The organism is Agromyces sp. H66 (assembly GCF_004959775.1).
Classification (GTDB): Bacteria; Actinomycetota; Actinomycetes; order Actinomycetales; family Microbacteriaceae; genus Agromyces.
In genome coordinates this window covers 84,459-104,875 of record NZ_SJZG01000010.1, presented here as the reverse complement: position 1 = coordinate 104,875, position 20,417 = coordinate 84,459, and the positions used below count along the sequence as shown (strand labels likewise).

19 protein-coding genes are annotated in these 20,417 nt (G+C 69.8%); 4 read left to right on the top strand and 15 right to left on the bottom strand.

Annotated elements, in window-relative coordinates; genetic code table 11:
* Nucleotides 1-45: 45 nt before the first annotated feature.
* A complete protein-coding gene (locus tag EZM51_RS15950; RefSeq protein ID WP_136709294.1) occupies nucleotides 46-1,464 on the bottom strand; it encodes an MFS transporter in 1,419 nt (472 codons plus the stop codon).
* 95 nt (nucleotides 1,465-1,559) lie between these two features.
* Here EZM51_RS15950 and soxR point away from each other — a divergent pair, with 95 nt between their 5' ends.
* A complete protein-coding gene (gene soxR / locus EZM51_RS15945) occupies nucleotides 1,560-2,015 on the top strand; it encodes a redox-sensitive transcriptional activator SoxR (protein ID WP_136709293.1) in 456 nt (151 codons plus the stop codon).
* Nucleotides 2,016-2,042: 27 nt separating this feature from the next.
* Here soxR and EZM51_RS15940 read toward each other — a convergent pair whose 3' ends face one another.
* The 6 genes from EZM51_RS15940 to EZM51_RS15915 all read right to left on the bottom strand — a co-directional run bounded on the left by EZM51_RS15940 (nucleotide 2,043) and on the right by EZM51_RS15915 (nucleotide 10,707).
* Nucleotides 2,043-2,987, bottom strand: a complete 945-nt coding sequence (locus EZM51_RS15940; RefSeq protein ID WP_136709292.1) for a cyclase family protein — start codon at nucleotides 2,985-2,987, stop codon at nucleotides 2,043-2,045.
* Nucleotides 2,984-4,363 carry an amino acid permease gene (locus EZM51_RS15935; RefSeq protein ID WP_248305702.1) on the bottom strand — a complete coding sequence of 460 codons (1,380 nt, stop codon included), beginning with the start codon at nucleotides 4,361-4,363 and terminating at the stop codon, nucleotides 2,984-2,986. Before EZM51_RS15935 ends, EZM51_RS15940 begins: the two co-directional genes overlap by 4 nt.
* Nucleotides 4,364-4,494: 131 nt before the next feature.
* Nucleotides 4,495-5,661 (bottom strand): cystathionine gamma-synthase, encoded by a 1,167-nt coding sequence (locus tag EZM51_RS15930; RefSeq protein ID WP_136709290.1) that lies wholly within the window; start codon nucleotides 5,659-5,661, stop codon nucleotides 4,495-4,497.
* A gap of 33 nt (nucleotides 5,662-5,694) precedes the next feature.
* Nucleotides 5,695-7,062 (bottom strand): cystathionine beta-synthase, encoded by a 1,368-nt coding sequence (locus EZM51_RS15925; protein ID WP_136709289.1) that lies wholly within the window; start codon nucleotides 7,060-7,062, stop codon nucleotides 5,695-5,697.
* A gap of 281 nt (nucleotides 7,063-7,343) precedes the next feature.
* Nucleotides 7,344-8,672: an FAD-binding oxidoreductase gene (locus EZM51_RS15920; protein ID WP_136709288.1), complete on the bottom strand. Its 1,329-nt coding sequence runs from the start codon at nucleotides 8,670-8,672 to the stop codon at nucleotides 7,344-7,346.
* A gap of 82 nt (nucleotides 8,673-8,754) precedes the next feature.
* On the bottom strand, nucleotides 8,755-10,707 hold the full coding sequence (locus EZM51_RS15915; protein ID WP_248305706.1) for an ABC transporter ATP-binding protein: 1,953 nt from the start codon (nucleotides 10,705-10,707) through the stop codon (nucleotides 8,755-8,757).
* A gap of 238 nt (nucleotides 10,708-10,945) precedes the next feature.
* Here EZM51_RS15915 and EZM51_RS15910 point away from each other — a divergent pair, with 238 nt between their 5' ends.
* The gene (locus tag EZM51_RS15910) at nucleotides 10,946-11,233 is read left to right on the top strand and encodes an LPXTG cell wall anchor domain-containing protein (protein ID WP_136709286.1); all 288 of its coding nucleotides are present in this window, start codon (nucleotides 10,946-10,948) and stop codon (nucleotides 11,231-11,233) included.
* A 216-nt stretch (nucleotides 11,234-11,449) separates the two neighbouring features.
* Here the strand turns inward: EZM51_RS15910 and EZM51_RS15905 are convergent, their stop codons facing one another.
* The 6 genes from EZM51_RS15905 to EZM51_RS15885 all read right to left on the bottom strand — a co-directional run bounded on the left by EZM51_RS15905 (nucleotide 11,450) and on the right by EZM51_RS15885 (nucleotide 16,483).
* The gene (locus tag EZM51_RS15905; protein WP_136709285.1) at nucleotides 11,450-11,974 is read right to left on the bottom strand and encodes a GNAT family N-acetyltransferase; all 525 of its coding nucleotides are present in this window, start codon (nucleotides 11,972-11,974) and stop codon (nucleotides 11,450-11,452) included.
* A 9-nt stretch (nucleotides 11,975-11,983) separates the two neighbouring features.
* Nucleotides 11,984-12,565 carry a hypothetical protein gene (locus EZM51_RS15900; RefSeq protein WP_136709284.1) on the bottom strand — a complete coding sequence of 194 codons (582 nt, stop codon included), beginning with the start codon at nucleotides 12,563-12,565 and terminating at the stop codon, nucleotides 11,984-11,986.
* Between the two features lie 212 nt (nucleotides 12,566-12,777).
* Complete coding sequence (locus EZM51_RS21255; RefSeq protein WP_282568151.1) at nucleotides 12,778-12,909, bottom strand: hypothetical protein; 132 nt, start codon at nucleotides 12,907-12,909, stop codon at nucleotides 12,778-12,780.
* 170 nt (nucleotides 12,910-13,079) lie between these two features.
* The gene (locus tag EZM51_RS15895) at nucleotides 13,080-14,063 is read right to left on the bottom strand and encodes a carbohydrate ABC transporter permease (protein WP_136709283.1); all 984 of its coding nucleotides are present in this window, start codon (nucleotides 14,061-14,063) and stop codon (nucleotides 13,080-13,082) included.
* Nucleotides 14,060-15,028, bottom strand: a complete 969-nt coding sequence (locus EZM51_RS15890; protein ID WP_136709282.1) for a sugar ABC transporter permease — start codon at nucleotides 15,026-15,028, stop codon at nucleotides 14,060-14,062. Before EZM51_RS15890 ends, EZM51_RS15895 begins: the two co-directional genes overlap by 4 nt.
* A gap of 96 nt (nucleotides 15,029-15,124) precedes the next feature.
* On the bottom strand, nucleotides 15,125-16,483 hold the full coding sequence (locus EZM51_RS15885; protein WP_136709281.1) for an ABC transporter substrate-binding protein: 1,359 nt from the start codon (nucleotides 16,481-16,483) through the stop codon (nucleotides 15,125-15,127).
* A gap of 267 nt (nucleotides 16,484-16,750) precedes the next feature.
* Here EZM51_RS15885 and EZM51_RS15880 point away from each other — a divergent pair, with 267 nt between their 5' ends.
* Nucleotides 16,751-17,779 (top strand): LacI family DNA-binding transcriptional regulator, encoded by a 1,029-nt coding sequence (locus EZM51_RS15880; RefSeq protein WP_136709280.1) that lies wholly within the window; start codon nucleotides 16,751-16,753, stop codon nucleotides 17,777-17,779.
* A gap of 116 nt (nucleotides 17,780-17,895) precedes the next feature.
* On the opposite strand, the gene rplL is transcribed toward EZM51_RS15880, so the two are convergent.
* Both rplL and rplJ read right to left on the bottom strand, forming a co-directional pair.
* Nucleotides 17,896-18,285 (bottom strand): 50S ribosomal protein L7/L12, encoded by a 390-nt coding sequence (gene rplL / locus EZM51_RS15875; RefSeq protein ID WP_067947898.1) that lies wholly within the window; start codon nucleotides 18,283-18,285, stop codon nucleotides 17,896-17,898.
* A 50-nt stretch (nucleotides 18,286-18,335) separates the two neighbouring features.
* Nucleotides 18,336-18,851, bottom strand: a complete 516-nt coding sequence (gene rplJ / locus EZM51_RS15870) for a 50S ribosomal protein L10 (protein ID WP_136709337.1) — start codon at nucleotides 18,849-18,851, stop codon at nucleotides 18,336-18,338.
* 417 nt (nucleotides 18,852-19,268) lie between these two features.
* Here rplJ and EZM51_RS15865 point away from each other — a divergent pair, with 417 nt between their 5' ends.
* Entirely contained in the window at nucleotides 19,269-20,402 is a 1,134-nt protein-coding gene (locus EZM51_RS15865; RefSeq protein ID WP_136709279.1) for a M14 family zinc carboxypeptidase, read from the top strand.
* The last annotated feature ends 15 nt before the right edge of the window (nucleotides 20,403-20,417 follow it).

Here is a 20,417-nt window from a genome sequence, read left to right as displayed (position 1 = left end):
CGACGGATGCCACTGCCACGCGCCGCGGGTCGGCGGCGACGGTGCTCAGTCGATCTCGACGGCCGCCGCCTCCGGAGCTTCGACGTGAGCGCGCAGGCCAGTGAACAGGCCCGCCGCCCACACGCCGAGGGCGACGGCGATCGCCCCGGCCACCGCGGGAACGGTGCCGAGCGGCATGAGGAGCGCGAACACGATGGCGGTGAGGGCGATGGTCACGGCCGCGCCGAGCGCGTCGGCGACCGTCATCGCCGAACTGATGAAGCCCTGGTTCTCGAGGCTCGAGGACTGCAGTCCCATCACCGTCGTGCGCGGGTACATGATGCCCATGCCCGCGCCGGCGAGCGCCCACGTGATCATGAACACGTACGGCGGCGATCCCAGCAGCGTCGCGACGAGCGAACCGGCGATCGCCGCGCCGAGGAGGCCGAGCCCGATGCGAAGGCACAGCTCGTGGCTGAGGCGCTCGGGGTTGCGTCCCTGCACCTGCGATGCGATCGCCCAGGCGACGCCGCTCAGCGTGAGCACGAGCCCCGCCATCGCCGTGCTGAGGTGATACGGCTCGCCCGTGAGGAGCAGCGGCAGGTACACCTGGGCGCCGAAGAACGCTCCCGAGAGCGTGGCACGTGTGAGCACCGTGGCGGGCAGTCCACGTACCGCACGGAGCGTGCCGCGCGGCACCATGGGTCGCACGGCGACCGCGATCACGACGATCGCGGCGAGGGGCAGCGCCCAGCCGGCCCATCCGGATGCCTCGCTCGACAGGTTCAGCACGAGCACGGCGACGCCCGCGAGCGTCGCCCATGCGATGCGCGAGATGCGCCACGGCGGCCGCTGTTCGGCCGCGTCCATGTTCATGCGGCGAAGGCTCGGCACGACCATCACGAGCGCCGGCACCACGAGCCCGACGACGCCGAGGAAGACCCACTCCCAGCCGACGCCGTCGGCGACGACACCCGAGATGAACGGCCCGACGAGCGAGGGCACCACCCAGGCCGCGGCGAACCCGGCGAACAGGCTCGGCTGGAGTGCCGCCGGGATGACGCGCGCGACGATGACGTAGAGGGCGACCGTGAGACCGCCGCCGCCGAGTCCGTGCACGAGCCGGCCGATGACGAGCTGCCACATGCCGGTCGCGGTGCCGGCGATGAGGAGCCCTGCGACGAACAGCGCGACCGACGTGTACAGGGCGAGGCGCGGGCCGCCGCGGTCGGCCGCGTTGCCCGCGACGATCATGCCGATCACGCTCACGGCGAGCGGCCCGGCGAACGCGAGCGCGTACAGCGACTGCCCGTCGAGGTCGGCGGCGACGGCCGGCATCACGGCGGTCACGGCCATCGACTCGAAGGCGGCGAGGAACACCAGGGTGAACATGCCGATGCTGATCCACCGGTAGGTGGGACCCAGCACCCGTTCTCGAACCGGCACCGGGATCTCGCCGGTGAGGTTCGCTCCGTCAACAGTCATGCGCCCGAGCGTATGACCTCAAGTAATGTTGAGGTCAATGTCGAACGGCGTCGACAACGCTCGGGTGACGTCGGCGCCACGGTGAAGGAGAGCGGATGCCGCAACTGGAGACCATCGGTCATACCCTGCTCACCGTCGGCGAGCTGTCGGCGCGGAGCGGAGTCTCGATCTCGGCGCTGCACTTCTACGAACGCGAGGGACTGATCGCGTCGGAGCGCGACGATCGCAACCATCGCCGCTACCGCCGCGACGCGCTGCGCCGGGTCACGTTCATCCGCGTGGCGCAGCGGGTGGGCATCCCGCTCGCCGAGATCCGCGATGCGCTCGAGTCGCTGCCGGCCGGGCGCACTCCCACCAAGGCGGACTGGACGCGTCTCTCCCGCCTCTGGCGAACCGCCCTCGATGCCCGCATCGCCGACCTCGAGCACCTGCGCGACGATCTCGACGGCTGCATCGGCTGCGGCTGCCTGAGCCTCAGGACGTGCCGGCTGCGCAATCCCGACGACGCGCTGGGCGCGACCGGCACGGGACCGCGCCGCTGGCAGCGCTGACGCGCCGCCCGGCCGGACCCCGCGCCCTCATCGCGCCGGCAGCTCCGCGAAGGCCCGCACCGGGAAAGTGCCGAAGCGCTCGACGCGAGGCGGCACCGCCGTGAACCGGGCGCCGCGGGCGGGGAGCCGGTCGAGCGCCGTGAGGTGCTCGACCACGTGCACGCCCCCCGCGAGCAGGATCGAATGCGCAGGCCGCGTGCCCCCCGACTCGGCGTCGTCGATGTTGAGCGAGTCGATGCCCACGAGCGCGACGCCCGCGTCGACGAGGTGCCGCGCGCCCGCCTCGGTGAGGAACGGCGCTCCGTGCGCGTACTCGGGCGTGCCGAAGTGACGGCTCCAGCCCGTGTGCAGCAGCACCGCGGTGCCCGCGAGCTCGCGGTCGAAGAAGACCTCGGCGGGGATGCCGCGGCCCGAGGCATCCTCGAGATGGAACACCTCGGCCGGCAGCCCGACGAGCGTCTCGAGCGACAGGCTTGCCAGGTCGCCGCCGTCGGCGTACCGGTGGTACGGACTGTCCAGGTAGGTGCCCGTGTTGCCGGCCATGGTGATGAGGTCGATCGCGAACTCGGTGCCCGGCGCATAGTGCTCGCGTGACGCCTCGCGGGTCAGGTGCGGGGTCACGGTCGGCGCCGGGATGCCCGGATAGGTCACGAGTCCGGCCCGGATGGCGTGGCTGAGGTCGACGAGCTCGCCGCGCGCGGCGACGGTGCCTGGCGCTGCGGATGCCGCGACGCCGGCCGTACCCGCCTCGGCCATGCCGCGCGACCCGCGGTGCGGTTCCTCGACGATCGCGAGGTTCGAGAGCGCGACCCGCCCGACCAGCGCGAGTCCGAGGTGTCGCACGAGGAGCTCGCCGATCGCGGCCTCGTCGAGGTCGGCCGCCGGGAGGTCGAGGCGGAACCCCTCGGCCCGCAGCCCACCTCCGTTCACGAACTCGATCTCGGCGTCGAAGTGGGCGCGGTACTCGGTCACTCGGTGTCCTGTCGTGAGGTGGCGTTCGTGGCGACGAGGGCGGGCTCGGGCTCGCGTTCGAGATCGACGGGTGCCGCCGCGACATCCGCGGGGCCGCGTCGCCACCTGCGCACGACCGTGACGAGCACCGCCGCGACGGCGAGCACGAGCGGCACGACGAGGTTCGCGCCGGCGAGCACCAGCAGGCCGGCCGTCATGATCGTCGCGACGACCGCGAGCCACCAGTCGAGGCTCCAGCGCTCGAGCAGCAGCGTCGCGGCGACCATGCCGAGGGCGTAGATCGCGACCATGTTGCTCGTGTGGATCAGGATGAACCCGGTGAGGTCGAGGTTGTTGAGGAGCATGAGGCCGAAGTACACGACGATCAGCACACCGGTCAGCGCGAGGGAGCGACGCGGGATCTCGCCGTCGGCCGCCCCCTTCGCGAAGAACTTCGGAAGGTCGCCGTCGCGGCCGAGCGCGGCCCCGAGCTTGCCGAATGCCGGCAGGTAGGCGTTCATCACGCCGAACGTGACGATGGCGGCGATGATCGCGACGAACACCGGGCCGACGCCGGGCAGCGTCGTCTCGACGAGGTCGACGAGCGGTGCCTGTCCGTCGCCGGCACGGTCGCCGAGCACGGCGACGGTGACGGCCTGCAGCGCGAGGTAGCCGGCGCCGACGACGACGATGGCGATGCCGGTCGCGAGCGGGATGGTGCGCCGCGGATTCTTGAACTCGCCCGCGATGTGGGTGCCGACCTCCCATCCGGCGAAGGCCCAGACGAACAGGCTGATGGCGAGGCCCACGCCGGCCCAGCCGTTCGGCAGGAACGGCTCGAAGTTCGAGGCGTCGACGGCCGGGAACGTGACGGCCACCACTCCTACGACGACCGTGAGCAGCAGGCCCGTGAGCGCGAACTGCACCCATCCGGCCACGCGGACACCGAACCAGTTGGCGATGAACGGCGGCACGAAGACCGCGAAGCCGATCACCGGCACGGCGGCGCGGTCGACGCCGAGCACAGCGACGACGTACTCGCCGCCGAGGATCGCGAGCACCGGCGCACCGACGCACACGCCGAAGTAGAACCAGTACCCGGTCATGCGCGCGGCCGTGCCGCCGAGGGCGCGGCGCACGAAGCTCGCCACTCCCCCGGCGTCGGGGTAGCGGGCGGCGAGCGCGGCGAACGTGCCCGCGAGCGGGATGGAGAGCACGAGCACGGCGGCCACCGCGATGATCGACGCCGGGCCGGCCGCCGAGGCGGCGAGCCCGGGCAGCACGAGGATGCCGGTGCCGAGGACGCTCCCGATGTAGAGGGCCGTGCCCTGGCCGAGGCCGAGGGTGCCGCCGTGGCGTTGCGGGGCCGCCCGGGTGGCGGGCTGGTTCGAAGTCACCCGCTCATTCTCAGCCATCCGACCGACACGCACCGCTGGCAGATTGACAGCTTGCGTCAAGATCCTGCCACGATGCATCCGGCGGGTCGAGGAGGCGCGCACTCCTCAACCCGCGGCGCGGCGCGGCCTCCTCAACCCGCGATGCGCACGAGCGTCTGGTCGATGTCGTCGAGGAGGTCGTCGACGTCCTCGATGCCCACCGACAGTCGCACGATCGAATCGGGCACCTCCGCCTCGGTGCCCTTCACCGACGCGTGGGTCATCTCCGACGGATAGTTCACGAGCGACTCGACGCCGCCGAGCGACTCGGCGAGCTGGAACAGCGAGGTCGACTGGGCGAACCGCCTGGCGGCCGGCGCGCCCCCGGCGAACGCGATCGAGAGCATGCCGCCGAATCCCGACATCTGGCGCCCGGCGAGCTCGTGTCCGGGGTGCGACTCCAGCCCCGGGTAGTACACGCGCTCGACGGCCGGGTGCTCGTCGAGGCGGCGCGCGATGGCCAGGGCGTTCTGGCTGTGCCGCTGCATCCGGATGCCGAGGGTCTTGATGCCGCGCGACGTGAGGAAGGCGTCGAACGGACCCGAGATCGCGCCCGCCGCGAACTGCGTGAACGTGACGCGCTCGGCGAGCTCCTCCTGCCCGGCCGCGAACACGAGGCCACCGCCGACCACGTCGGAGTGTCCGCCGAGGTACTTCGTCGTCGAGTGCACGACCACCGCGGCGCCGAGCGCGAGCGGCTGCTGCAGCGCGGGCGAGGCGAACGTGTTGTCGACGACGACGAGCACGCCGGCCTCGTCGCCGAGCTCGGCGAGCGCCGCGATGTCGGAGATCTTCATGAGCGGATTCGACGGCGTCTCCACCCAGAGCACCTTGGTGGTGCCCAGCTCGATCGCGTCGCGCACGGCACCGATGTCGCTCGTGTCCACCGTGGTGTGACGGATTCCCCAGGCCCCGTGAATGCGACGCACGAGCCGGTGCGTGCCCCCGTAGACGTCGTTGCCGATCACGACGTGGTCGCCGGGCGCGAGCACGGTGCGCAGCAGGGCGTCCTCGGCGGCGAGGCCGGACGCGAACGAGAGGCCGCGGATGCCGCCCTCGAGCGCCGCGAGCTGCGTCTCGAGCGCGGTGCGCGTGGGGTTGCCGGCGCGGGAGTACTCGTAGCCGCCGCGCAGGCCGCCGATGCCGTCCTGCACGAACGTCGAGGTCTGGTAGATCGGCGGGATGACCGCGCCGGTGGTCGGGTCGAACTCCTGCCCCGCGTGGATGGCGCGGGTGTCGAAGCGTGCGTCGTCGTGCATGGTGGCCTTCCGGTGCGAGGAGCGAGTCGGCCGTCAGGCCGAGAGGTAGCTGAGCAGGTCGGAGCGGCTGATGACGCCGAGCGCCTTGCCGCCGCCCGTCACGAGCATCGCGGGCGCGGTCGCGAACGCCGCGCGCGCCGATGCCACGGGCTCGTTCACGCCGATCTGGGGCAGCGGCTCGCCGATGACGGTGGTGACCTTGTCGGTGAGCTTCGCCCTGCCCGAGAACACGAGGTCGAGGAGCTCCTCCTCGTGCAGTGCGCCGACGACCTCGCCGAGCACGACCGGCGGCTCGGTGGTGAGCACGAGCAGCTGCGACACGCCCGCGTTCGTCATGGTGTCGATGGCGTCGCGGATCGTGTCGTTCGGGCGCACGTAGAGCAGCGGCGGCGTACGGTCGGCCTTGGCGGCGAGCAGCTCGGCGACGGTGTCGCCCTCGGGGGCGTTCGAGAAGCCGTAGGCGCGCATCCACTTGTCGTTGAAGATCTTGCCGAGGTAGCCCCGGCCGCCGTCGGGCAGCAGCACCACGAACACGTCGTCGGGGCCCGCGGATGCCGCGGCCTTGAGCGCCGCGACCACGGCCATGCCGCTCGACCCGCCGACGAGGATGCCCTCCTCGCGGGCCAGTCGCCGGGTCATCGCGAACGACTCGGCGTCGCTCACCGCGATGACCTCGTGCGGCACCGACGGGTCGTAGGCCGTCGGCCAGAAGTCCTCGCCCACGCCCTCGACGAGGTAGGGTCGGCCGGTGCCGCCGGAGTAGACCGAGCCCTCGGGGTCGGCGCCGATGATGCGCACCCGATCGCCCGACACCTCGCGGAGGTACCGGCCGGTGCCCGTGATGGTGCCCCCGGTGCCGACGCCGGCGACGAAGTGCGTGATTTTGCCCTCGGTGTCGCGCCAGATCTCGGGGCCGGTGGTCTCGTAGTGCGAGCGCGGGCCGTTGGGGTTGGAGTACTGGTCGGGCTTGTAGGCGCCCGGGATCTCGCGGGCGAGGCGGTCGGATACTCCGTAGTACGACTCGGGGCTGTCGGGGGCCACGGCGGTCGGCGTCACGACGACCTCGGCGCCGTACGCGGTGAGCACGTTGCGCTTGTCCTCGCCGACCTTGTCGGGGCACACGAAGATGCAGCGATAACCGCGCTGCTGGGCGACGAGCGCGAGCCCGACGCCGGTGTTGCCCGACGTGGGTTCCACGATGGTGCCGCCCGGCTTGAGCTTGCCCTCCGCCTCGGCCGCATCGATGATGCGCCCCGCGATTCGGTCCTTCGAGGAGCCGCCGGGGTTCAGGTACTCGAGCTTCACCAGCACCGTGGCATCCGTCACCCCCTCGGTGACCTTGTGCAGCTTGACGAGCGGGGTGTTGCCGACGAGATCGACGATGGTCTCTGCGTACTTCATGCCGTGTTCGTTCCTCGTGTCAGTGCGTCTTGGGCGCCGGATGCGGTGCGCGACGCTGGAAAAGGGGTCGCCCGTCTCAGCGACGACAACACAACATGCAAGGGTTCACGCGCCAAGCCTAGTCGCGCGGATGCCGCAGGCGCGACGATTCGGGGATGCAGCACGTTCGACGACCTCGGCCGTCGTCGCAGATGCTGCATACCGGCCGATGCCGCCGCACGGAGCCCGTTCCGGCGCAAACGTGCGCCGGTGCACGGTACTCGCCGCGTGTGACGCGTCTTCTAGACCGCCTGCGGGAAGTCGAAGAACCGCTCGGGATCGTAGTCGCGCTTGATCGCCGCCAGCCGGTCATGGTTGCCGCCGTGGTAGGCCGTGGACCAGTCGCCCAGTCGCGGGTCTGGGAAGTTGGGATACACGCCCCCCGATCCGTCGGCATGCGCGATCGCCCAGGAGCGGTCGACCCACGCGCCCGGGGCCGCCTCGATGTGCTCGAGCAGGAAGCGCTCGTCGCGATGGGCGAAGGCCGTCGCGTCCTCGGCGACCCGGTTGTAGGCGCCACCCATTGCCGTGAAGTTGAGCTGTCGTCGCGCGACGCTCGCGTCGTCCTGGAGCTCGGCCAGCAGGCTCGCGATGGTGCTCGACCGCATCGAGCGGGAGAAGAACTCCGACCTGATGCGGAGCCCGACCGCGCCGTCCTCCCCGGGGTCCTGGCGGGCGAGGGCGTCCTTCAGCGCCGAGTAGGGCTGAGGGCTGTGGACGTCGCTCACGCGGGCGACACCCGCGGCGGCGCTGAACTCGTCGAGCACGTCACGCGTCGCTGTTTCACCCAGCAGCGAGGCGCCGAGGAGCGCGACCTCGATGGGCCGGCCGGGTTCTGCCACGACGCTCAGGTTCGCGGTGATGCCGGCGGGAGCATCCGGCGCCCATTCCTGCCATGCCGCGACCACGTCCTCGGGTTCGGTGTCCGGCCATAGGCCCTCGAACCGGATGGACATCGGTTCCTCCACGGTCTCGAAGCGCAGCGAGGTGACCACCCCGAACTGGCCGCCACCTGCCCCGCGGAGCGCCCAGAAGAGGTCGGGCTCGTGGTCGCGGTCGCAATCCAAGACGCGCCCGTCCGCGAGCACGACCCGGGCGCCGACCAGGCGGTCGCACGTGAGACCGTGGGTGCGACCGAGCAGGCCGATCCCGCCGCCGAGCGTGAGACCCGCGATCCCGACCGTCGCTCCGCAGCCGGCCGGAATGGTCCGCCCGTGCTCATGCAACGCGGAGTACACCTGCGCCAGTCGCGCGCCGGCCCCGACCGTGGCGACGCCGTCGTCGTCCACGACGATGGCGTCCATCGGAGCCAGGTCGAGCACGATCCCGTCGGTGCTCGATCGCCCCGCGAAGCAGTGGCCGCCGCCGCGCGGCACGATGCGCATTCCGGTGGCTCTCGCGTGACCGAGGGCGCGAACGACGTCCGAAGTCGAGCGGCACCCGATTAGGAGCTGCGGATGCGCATCCGCGTAGTTGGGATTGACCGGGCGTCGCACCTCTTCATACCCGGGCGAGTCGGGGTTGAACACCTCGCCGTCGAGTGACTCCCGGAGCGCGGCCACATCGGTCATGACCCGCAGACTACGACGACCCGACCCCCCGCCGCCCCCTGCAGCCGCCGAGCGCGGCATGGCGTTCGGGCAACCCAGCACGCTAGAGCGGGCTTGCGGGCACCTCCGGGCGCTCCTCCTGCTGCCGGTACAGCGACGCGTACACGCCACCGGCGTTGATGAGGTCGGCGTGCGTGCCCTGCTCGACGATGCGCCCGCCGACGATCACGAAGATCACGTCGGCGCCGACCACCGTCGACAGTCGGTGTGCGATGGCGATGGTGGTGCGCCCGCGCGACGCGTCGTCGAGCGCCTGCTGCACGACCCGCTCGCTGATGGTGTCGAGCGCGCTCGTCGCCTCGTCGAGCACGAGCACCGCGGGGTCCTTGAGCAGCACCCGCGCGATGGCGATGCGCTGCTTCTCGCCGCCGGAGAGTCGATAGCCGCGCTCCCCCACCACGGTGTCGTACCCATCGGGGAACGACGCGATGGTCTCGTGGATGTTCGCCGCACGCGCCGCGGCCTCGAGCTCGGCGTCGGTGGCATCCGGCTTCGCATATCGCAGGTTCTCGGCGATCGACGCATGGAAGAGGTACGTCTCCTGGCTGACGATGCCGATGTGCGAGATGAGCGACTCCTGCTGGAGCTCCCGCACGTCGTCGCCCGCGAACCGCACGACGCCGCCCGACGCCTCGTAGAGCCGCGGCACCAGGTATGACACCGTCGTCTTGCCGGCTCCGGAGGGCCCCACGAAGGCGGCGTACTGGCCGGGCTCGATCGTGAAGCTCACGCCGTCGAGCGTCGGCCGCGAGTCGCCGTCGGCGTCGGGGTAGCGGAAGGTCACGTCCTCGAACTCGACACGGCCGAGGGCGGACGCGGATGTCCCGTCGACACGCTCACGCACCGGGCGGGCGCCGGGGGCATCCGTGATCGCCGGTTTCAGGTCGAGGTACTCGAAGATCCGCGCGAACAGGGCGCTCGAGGTCTGCAGGTCGAGCGCGACGCGCATGAGCCCCATCAGCGGGAAGAGCAGCCGCGCCTGCACGGTGGTGAACGCCACGATCGTGCCGGCCGTGATGTCGGCGCCGCCGCCGCCGATGAGCCACCCCGCCACGAGATAGACGATGGCGGGGATCGACGACATGAAGATCGACACCATGGCGAAGAACCACTGGCCGGTCATCTGCTGCTTCACCTGCAGCCGGATCTGGTTGCGGTTCTCGTCGGCGTAGCGCTCGATCTCGCTGCGCTGGCGGGTGAAGCTCTTCGAGAGCAGGATGCCGCTCACCGACAGGGTCTCCTGCGTGATCGCCGTCATCTCCGAAAGCGACTCCTGCGTCTTCGCGGCGATGCGCGCGCGCACCTGCCCCACGCGCCGCTGCGCGATGACCATGAAGGGCATCAGCACGAGCGCGATGATCGTGAGCTGCCAGTTGAGGAGGAGCATCGCGACGAACGCCGCGAGCACGGTGACGGTGTTGCCGAGCACGCTCGAGACGGTGTTGGTGAGCACGGATGCCACGCCGCCCACGTCGTTCTGCAGGCGCGACTGGATGACGCCGGTCTTCGTGCGCGTGAAGAAGCTGAGCTCCATCGCCTGCAGGTGCGTGAAGAGACGAACCCGCAGGGCACCCATGACCTTGTTGCCGATGGTCGCGGTGAGCCACGTCTGCCAGACGCCGAGCAGGGCGGATGCCACGAAGACGAGGATCATGGCCGCGACGACCGTGCCGAGCACCGGGAGGTTCGGACCCGTCGGCACACCGTCGGGCCCGGCCGGGAACAGGCCGTCATCGAACGCGCGCTGGGTGAGCAGCGGCGGGATGACGCTGAGCGCGGCGCCCACGAGCACGAGCACGACGGTGGTGACGAGGGCCGCCTTGTGCGGCGCGAACAGCTCGACGATGCGACGGAGCAGGTGAGGAATCTTCGGCGCCTCGGCGTTCTCGGCGCGCTGGGCCTCGATGTCGGCGCTGGAGATGCGACCCCGTGGACCGCCGCCGCGCGCGCCGCCGGGCCTGGCCCCTGGCGGCGGCATCCCCCCACCACCGTGCATGCTCATGCCTTCACCCTAAGCGGCGCGGGTGACGCGCCCGCCGCGCTCGCCGGCCCGAACCGGGGACGTTCGCGCAGGGCGTGACGGCCCAGGTTGAGGGACGCTCGGATTCCACCGTGCCCGAAGGTAGTGCACCATGCGTCACCCCACCTCTCAAACACGATACTCGGCCGCGCGGTGGCGCTCGTCGCCGGGGTGCGGTACAGCGTGAAGGTCACCGACCGCGGCGTTCCCGCTGATGCCGGGCGGCACCCACACCGTGACGGCCGACGCCGACGGGACCGCGCGGGTGTCGGTGTCGAAGCTGCCCGCGAATCGCGTGTACACGGCGTGGGTCGACGGCGTCTGGACGACCGGTCCGTGGGAGGAGCCGCCGTTCGCACCCACGCCCGCCAAGCTCGCGGCGACCGGCGTCGACGGCGTCGCCGCACTCGTCACGGGAGCGGTCGTGCTGCTCGGCCTGGGCGGCGGCGCACTCCTCATCGCGCGGCGGCGGCGTCGAGGCGGGGCACGCGATCTGAACTGATCCGCACCGCAGGGGTCGAGTGGCGGGCGTCCGGTCGGGCGCCCGCCGCCTGCGCGGGCGGGCGTCCCGGCGGTGTGCTGTCCACGTGTTCGGGGTGGCCCGGACGAGTTGATGCCGGATGCACCGCAACACGATGCCAGCGGTGCAGATGGCAACAACTCGCACTCGGCGAGCGTGCGTGCGGCACGGGCACGGGCACGGGCACGGGCGCGCACCCTACGCACGCCGCGGCGCGGCATCCGTCTCGGCGAGCACCTTCTCGTAGCGGCGGCACGGCACGATCACGAACCCCGTGGCGGTCTCGGCCTCGTAGTCGAGTAGGCCCGTGTCGCGCCATCCCGAGCGTTCGTAGAACGCCCGCGCTCGCGCGTTGCCCGCGACGACGGCGAGCCACGCCAGCTGGTGCCCGGCGCCAGCCACCACCCGCTCGGCGTGCTCGAGCAGCATCGCCGCCACGCCGGTGCCGCGCGCGGCCGCATCGACGTAGACCTGCTCGACCTCGTCGCCGACGACCACGACGAAACCCGTGATGATCCCGTCGCGTTCGGCCAGCCATGTCCGGTCGAGGCGATCGCGCACCCGCGCCGGATACGTGTCGGCGGTCCGGTGCCGATACAGCTCCTCGGGGACGTGGCCCGCGTGACCGTCGGCCCACCCGTCACGCCAGATCCGCGCGATCGCGGGGACATCCGTCGATCTCGCCGCCCGGATCACCGGTTCCGAGTGGTGCGACTCGGTCATCGCCAACCCCTACCCCAGGAAGGTCACGGCGACGATCCCGAACGCCAGGAGCGTGTCGAGCACGGCGCAGAACTCGGCCATCGATCGCACGACGACGCGCCCGGTGCGGTGGTGGACCACATCCCACACGGCGTGCGCCAGGAGCCCCCCGGCCACGAGCAGAGCCGCCCACGGCCCGTCGAGTCTGGATGCCGCGAGGGCGACGACGACGATCAGCGCCATCGCGCCGAACGCGAGCGGCATGCCCCACGGCGGCCGCAGCGCACCGCGCACCAGCCCGACGACGACCAGCAGGCCGGCGATGCCGAGCATCCACCAGAACGGGTCGAACGACGGCACGAGGAATCCGGTCGTGATCAGCACGACCGTCGCGGCGAACACGGGCCAGGCCGCGGTCCGCAGGCGGAGGGCCGCCGATCCCAGGTAGACGAGGCCGGCAGCAATGAGGACCTGGGACATGCGTTCGGTGTCGGCGAATCCGAACCAGTACGCGACGACGAGGGATGCCCCGAAGACGAGCCCGAACGCGGTGGGCCAGCGTCGAAGCATCCGAATGCCCAGCTGGGGACCGGCGGCGTCGGTGACGGTCATGCCTGCTCCTCGATACCGGCGTCGGCATCTCGGCTCGGGTGGATGCGGTGCGCCACGCCTCTCCTTTACTCGAACGCTAATGTACGAGTTCAGCGCGACCGGGTCAAGGTGTGGCGGTGTCGTGCTTGTCGCACGAGCGCGTCGTGAGGGAAGGATCCACCACAGCGAGTGATCGCTGACACGCCATGTGCGTCACGCCGATGCTGCGGCGGTCAGCCTCCGGTGACGATGAGGCAGGTCGCCACGAGCTTGCCGCTCCCCGCCGCCGACGGGTCGAGGTTCGGCAGTCCGACCCGACCCTCGTAGCCGCGGCCGTCGCCGGACGGGCCCGACGCGTGGGCCACGTGGGCTCGACCTCCGAACTCGGCGACAGACGGCGAGGTCGGGTCCGTGTTCGGTTGCGACGGTGGACCCGCGCCCCGTCGCAGGTCACGGCTGCGGCTGGGAGGCAGAGCGGATGCCACGAGCGTCGGCTCGTGGCATCCCTCTCCCCCTGCCCGCTCCCAGGCCGGCGCTACCCCTTCGTCGACCCCGCGAGGAGGCCGCGCACGAAGTAGCGCTGCAGGCTGAAGAACACGATGAGCGGAATGACGAGCGACACGAACGCGGCAGCCGTCAGGCGTTGCCAGTCCTGGCCCCTCGTACCGGTGAGCTCGGCCAATCGCTGCGTCAACGGAGCCACGTCTTGCGTGCCGCCCGAGAAGATCAGGGCGACGAGCAGGTCGTTCCAGACCCAGAGGAACTGGAAGATCGCGAACGATGCGATGGCCGGAACGGCGAGCGGCAGCACGATGCGGAAGAAGATCTGCCCGTGGGTCGCGCCGTCGACCCGCGCCGCTTCCACGACATCGTTCGGGATCTCCGAGATGAAGTTGTGCAGCAGGAAGATGGCGAGCGGCAGACCGAACATGGCGTGGGCCAGCCACACGGGCGCGTAGTTCTGCTCGGGGATGATCGGGATCACGTCGTGCAGCCACGCCTGCATGGGCCGCAACCACGTCGAGAAGATCTGCAGCAGCGGCACCAGCGCCATCTGCAGCGGAATGATCTGCAGGGCGAACACGAAGATGAACAGCACGTTCGCGCCCTTGAACTTGATCCACGCGAACGCGTAGGCGGCCATCGACGCGAACACCAGCGGGATGAGCGTGCCGAGCAACGCGATCGCGATGGAGTTCACGAAGTAGGCGCCGAGCTGCGGCGACGACTGCGACGTGGAGAACAGCACGTCGCGGTAGTTGTCGAGCGTGAAGCCGGGGTTCTGGAAGATGGTCCACCAGCCGGTGGTGCGGATGAGCTCCGCCGGCCGGAACGACGAGATGAACAGCCCGAAGGTGGGAATCGTCCAGGCGACCGCGATGATGAGGGAGACGACCGTGGCCGTTCGCGACGTCAGGCGCCGCTTCACGCGCGCGGTCTTCGTCGTGGCGATCTCGGCGGCCTCGATCGCACCGAGGTCCTTGGCGACGGGAAGGTCTGCCGGGGCGACGCTGCTCATCGGATCTCCCTCTGCTTACGGAGCACGTTCACGTTGTAGATGATGATCGGGAGCACGAGCACGAACAGGATCAACGCGAGCGCCGACCCCCGGCCGACTTCGCTCGCACGGAACGCCTGCGTGTACATCTCGTTGGCGATGACGCTCGTGTTGAAGTTGCCCGCCGTCATCGTGCGCACGATGTCGAAGACCTTCAGCGTCGCGATCGAGATCGTGGTGAGCACGACCACGAGGGAACCGCGGATGCCGGGCACCGTGACGTTGGTGAAACGCTGCCAGCCGTTCGTGCCGTCGAGCTGGGCGGCCTCGATCTGTTCCGTGGGGATGCCCTTGATCGCCGCGCTGAGCACGACCATCGCGAAGCCCGTCTGGATCCAGATCATGACGACGATCAGCAGGAAGGTGTTGATCGGGTCGGTCTGCAGCCACTGCACCGGATCGCCGCCGAACCCGGTGACGATCGCGTTGAGCAGGCCGATCTGCTCGCGATCGCCCGAACGGTACTCGTAGACGAACTTCCAGATGATGCCCGCGCCGACGAACGAGATCGCCATGGGCATGAACAGGATCGCCTTGTAGTAGCGCTCGCCGCGCGACTTGTCGATGAACACCGCGTAGGCGAGTCCGACCGCGGTCGCCACCGTGGGAACGAGGGCGACCCAGATGATCGTGTTGATGAGCGTGCGCACCGCCGTCGGCTGCGTGAACGTCCAGATGAAGTGGTCCCACGTGAAGGCACCGCTCGAGTCCTGGAATGCGAGGATGCTCGTGCGGATCGCCGGGTACACGAGCCCGATCGCGACGAAGATCATCGCCGGTGCGAGGAACCCGACGAGCTGCCAGTAGTCGCGCCCCCTCTTCGGCGCCTTGTCGATGAAGAAGATGAGGAGGCCGACGACCGCGGCGAAGACCGCGAGCCCCATCACCACCTGCAGAAGCTTGCCGAGCAGATCGGCCGTGGTCATCTGTGCCTCCCGTTCGTCGTTGAATCAGGGGTGCCGAGGGGCGGGGTCTTCGAACCCCGCCCCTCGATCATGCCGTCTGTTGCGAGTCGACCGCTACTAGCTCGACGGCCAGCTCGCCTCGATCGTGTCGAGGACCTGTTGCGTGCCCTGCCCGCTCACCCAGGAGACGATGCCCTTCCAGAAGGAATCGGCGCCGACGGCACCGGGCATCAGGTCGGATCCGTCGAAGCGGAACGTCGTCTCGGGGTCCTGAAGGATCTCGATGGACTGGGTCAGCAGCTCGCTCGACGCGACCTCGGGGTCGAGCCCCTTGTTCGCGCTGATGACGCCGCCGAGACCCACCCGGTTGTTCGCCCAGGTGTCGCTCGAGAGGTAGGCGCGGAACGCCTCGACCTCTTCGGCGTCGCGGAACGCGACGGGGAACTCGCCGCCACCGGTCACGTTGAGTCCGCCACCGGCCTCGACGGGCGGCAGCAGGAACGCCCACACGGTGCCATCGGGAGCGACGGTGTTCTCATCGCCGCCCTCGGGGTTCCAGAAGGTCTCGTAGAACGAGGCCTGGTGGTGCAGCGAGCACTCGCCGTCGAGGATCGGCAGGCCGGCCGTCTGGAAGGCCTCCGTGATCTGCGTCGACACGTCGCCGATGCCGCCGTTGACCATGCGGTCGTTCTTCAGGTACTGCCCGACGGCTTCGAACGCCTCGAAGACGCGCGGGTCGTTGAACGGGATCTCGTGGTTCACCCACTGGTCGTAGACGTCGGGGCCGTGCAGACGGAGCATGTAGTCCTCGATCCAGTCCGTGCCCGGCCATCCGGTGGCATCGCCCGACTCGAGACCCACGCACCACGGCTTGTGCTCACCGTCGGCCGCGATCTGTTCCGACAGGTCCTTCAGCTCGTCGAGCGTCTCGGGAGTCTCGTAGCCCTTCTCGTCGAACTCGGCCGGCGAGTACCAGACGTAGCCCTTGATGCTGGCCATGAGCGGCGCGGCGTAGAACGTTCCGTCGTAGGTGCCGTACTGCTTCCAGTCCTCCGACCACCATTCGTCGACGTTGGCCTCGACGGCCTCGGAGGCCGGGATGAGCCAGCCGCCGTCGGCGAGTCGCTGGAGCAACCCGGGCTGCGGCACGATGCCGACGTCGGGCGCGTTGCCGCCCTCGGCGAGCACCGCGATCTGCGCCTCGAACTCGCTGGAGCCCTGGTAGTCGACCGAGATGCCGGTGCAGGTCTCGAAGTCGGACCACGACTCGACGAGCCGGTCGGCCTCGAGGTCGAGGATCGTGCCCCCGATGGTGACCTCGGCGCCGTCGAACGTGCCGTACTCCTCGTAATCGGCGCAGTCGACGTCGCCCGCCTCCTGGTCGGCGATGTCGCCGGTGCAGGCCGTGAGTGCCAATCCGATCGCCGCGGCGCCCACGACCGGGGCCATCCAACGGCGATGCCGTGTGAGTCTCATGTCTTCTCCTCGTTGAGTATGGTGCAAGGCGAAGCCGGGAACCGGTTCCAGCGTCCACGGTAGGACACCACACGGATCCTCACAAGTGATGTCAGGTCACGGTTCGGACACCGGCCGAACGGGCCGTGGAATGACAGGGCGAGAGCGCTCTCACCTGCGCGAGATGCCGCGGACTCGAGATGCCTCATGACATAGGGAAACGGTTCCACATTGCACGGGATTCGCATTACACTCGGCAACGGAGCTGCCCGATGGAGGGAGGCGCACATGCCAGCGATCGGCGACGTCGCACGCCTGGCGGGCGTCTCCAAAGCCACGGCCTCACGCGCGCTCAGCGGGCGCGGCTACGTCGCGGAGGACACCCGACGACGCGTCCAGGCGGCCGCGGCGCGCATCGGCTACATCGCCTCTCCCGACGCCGCGAGCCTCGTGACCGGACGCACGAAGAACGTCGGCGTCGTCATCCCGTTCGTCAACCGCTGGTTCTTCGGCGAGGTGCTCGAGGGCATCGAGCGCGCGCTGCTCTCGGCGGGCTACGACCTCACCCTCTACAACCTCGCCCAGGCGGGACCCGAGCGCGACCGCGTGTTCGACTTCTTCCTCGCCCGCAAGCGCGTCGATGCGGTGATGGCGGTCGGCGTCGACCTGACCGAACGCGAGGTCGAGGTCATCACGCGGCGAGCCAAGCCCATCCTCGCGCTCGGCGGCACGGCGCCCGGCGCGCCACGGCTCGCCATCGACGATCGCGCCGCGGCATCCCTCGCCACCGAGCATCTCCTGAAGCTCGGTCACACGCGCATCGCGCATCTCGCGGGCGCCGGCTCGGGTGCCGCGGCGCGGAGCGTCCAGGGGCTCCGCCGCTCGGGATTCCTCGAGTCGATGGATGCCGCGGGCCTCGCACCGGCCGGCAATTCGGGTGGCGTCGTCGAGGCCGAGATGAGCCTCCCGGGCGGCTACGCGGCGGCCCTCCAACTGCTCGGGCATCCCGGCGATCGCCCGACCGCGATCTTCGCGGCATCCGACGAGGTCGCGTTCGGTGCGATGCGCGCGGCCGAGCGGCTCGGCATCGCGATGCCGAGCCAGCTCTCGATCGTCGGCATCGACGGGCACGAGTACGCCGAGCTGTTCGGGCTGACGACGGTCGAGCAGTACCCCGGCGAGCAGGGTCGGATCGCCGTCGCCCGCGTCATGCGCCTCCTCGGCGAGGTGTCCGACGACGGCGCCCCCGAGCACGACGACACGCCGCTCAAGACCCGGCTGGTGGTGCGTTCGAGCACGACGTCTGCGCCGCGCTGAAGGCGGCCGCGCCCAATACGACGGATGCCCCGCGGCCGATGATCGGCCACGGGGCATCCGTTCATTCAGGTGACGCAGGTCACCTCAAGCTGCGTTCCCGCTCTCGCGGGCGGCGACTACTTGAGGGTGACGGTCGCGCCGGCCTCCTCGAGGGAAGCCTTCGCCTTGTCGGCGGTCTCCTTGTTCGCGCCCTCGAGCACGGCCTTGGGAGCACCGTCGACGACGGCCTTGGCCTCGCCGAGGCCGAGCGAGGTGAGCTCGCGCACGACCTTGATGACCTGGATCTTCTTGTCGCCGGCAGCCTCGAGGATGACGTCGAAGGAGTCCTTCTCCTCGACCTCTTCGGCAGCGGCGCCGCCGCCTGCGGCAGCGGGGCCGGCAACGGCGACCGGGGCGGCCGCGGTGACCTCGAAGGTCTCCTCGAACGCCTTGACGAACTCCGAGAGCTCGATGAGGGTCAGGCCCTTGAACTGCTCGAGCAGTTCCTCAGTGGACAGCTTCGCCATGATTCTTCTCCTTAGATTTCCTGGTTACTCACCGCTTGAGAGGCTCGCGCCTACGCAGCGGACTCCTGCTTCTCACGCAGCGCGTCGACCGTGCGAACGGCCTTCGAGAGCGGTGCGTTGAACAGATATGCGGCTCCGAACAGCGAGGCCTTGAAGGCGCCGGCGAGCTTCGCCAGCAGCACTTCGCGGGACTCGAGGTCGGCGAGCTTGCCTACCTCTTCGGCGGTCAGGGGCTTGCCATCGAAATAGCCGCCCTTGACCACGAGGAGGGGGTTCGCCTTGGCGAAGTCACGCAGCGCCTTCGCGACGGCGACCGGGTCACCGTGCACGAACGCGATCGCCGACGGTCCGGCGAGCTCGTCGTCGAACGACGAGATGCCGGCGTTGTTCGCCGCGATCTTGGTCAGCGTGTTCTTCACCACGGCGTAGCTCGCGTCCCCACTGATGGACTTGCGCAGCGTCTTGAGCTGGGCAACAGTGAGGCCGCGGTATTCGGTCAGCAGAACGGCGGTCGAGCTCTCGAACAGGTTCGTGAGTTCGGCAACCGAGGCTTCCTTGTTCGCCATGGCCACTCCTTGTGAATTCAACGCGCACCGCGGAGGCGGTGCACGGCCTGGGAGCGCTGGGCAAACTCATGGGAGAAAGAAAAGAGCTCCGGCGCAGTTGCGCGGAGCTCGGCCCGAACGATCGGGAAGTCTTCGTCACACCTGCGCGGGCACTTGCTTTCGCAAGACTTCGGTCGGCTCGCCTTGCGGCGCGCACGACAACCAGCGGTCTTCGGCTCCATCCACAGTAGCGGATGCCGCATCCGTCGCAAAATCGGAGCCCCCTGGTGATGACGCCTTCTCGCCGACATCCGCTGAGGTCGGCCTTGACCTCGCTCGAACTCGCTTGCCAGACTGAACGCACCGAACGGGGCCCCCTGCGCTCGCTCCCCCGCCCCTTCATGTGCAGTGCACTGACACATCAGAAGGAGAGACGGTATGCGTTTGCGAACCATCGGATCAGCCCTCGGCACATCCCTCGTGGCCGTGACCCTCGTGGGTCTGGCCGGTCCCGCGCTGGCCGACCCGGTCACGGTGCCCGGCGGGCCCTGGGACGACGGCGAAGAGAACGTCGAGGCGATCCACGGATACGAGCAGCTCTGGGACACGCTGCGCACGATCGAGCGCAGCTCCGGCGGCACGATCGATGTCGCGCCCGCTCCGCTGCAGTCCAACCTCGGGCGCGACATCCCCGTCGTCACGGTCGGTGACGGTCCTGTGGACATCATGTTCGTCGCCAACCAGCACGGCAACGAATACGTGGTCAGCGAGGGGATGCTCTCGATCGTCCGGGCGCTCGCCGGGAACTCCACGCAGGCGCAGGCGATTCGCGAGGCCCTCACCGTGACGATCGTGCCGCGGGTCAATGTCGACGGGTTCGACGGCGACGTGGTCGACTCGCAGGGTCTCACCACCCCGTGGCGGCAGAACTACGACCCGACCTGCTCCGCCTTCTGCTCGTTCTACCAGGGCGGACGCGGGTACGACATCAACCGGTACCACTCCTACACGGAGAGCGCGTACGACCACTCGTATCAGCCCGGACTCGACGCGAACAACCCGGTCGACGAGGCCGTCGCCATGCGCCTGCTCTGGGACGAACGCCAGCCGCAGGTGGTCGTGGACTTCCACCACCAGGGGTCCTACGTCGACGAGGACGGCCGACTCATCACCGGCTCGATCATGTGGCCCAACGCCACCGAGGAGGCCGCACGCCTCGGCATCGCCGATGAGTTCGCGTCGACGATCACGACGTCGAAGCGCGCGGTGTCGGTCATGCTGACCTCGCTCGAGGACTACGGCTGGGCGAACATCACGAGGTATCCGAGCACGACGACTCCCGGTATTGCACGCAACGCCTATGGCCTGCTCGGCTCCGCCTCGGTGCTCTTCGAAGTCCGAGGCGGCATCGGCCAGAAGTCCGTCGGGCACCTCGCCAAGCACGCCGAGGTCGCCGGCATGGCCGTGCTCACGGCCGCGGCCGAGGGCTCGTTGTGGACGGCGAGCACGGCACCCGCAGACGACATCCGCGAGCGAGGGGACTTCGTGACGAACCCCCACGAGCACGAATGACGACGGCGCACGACT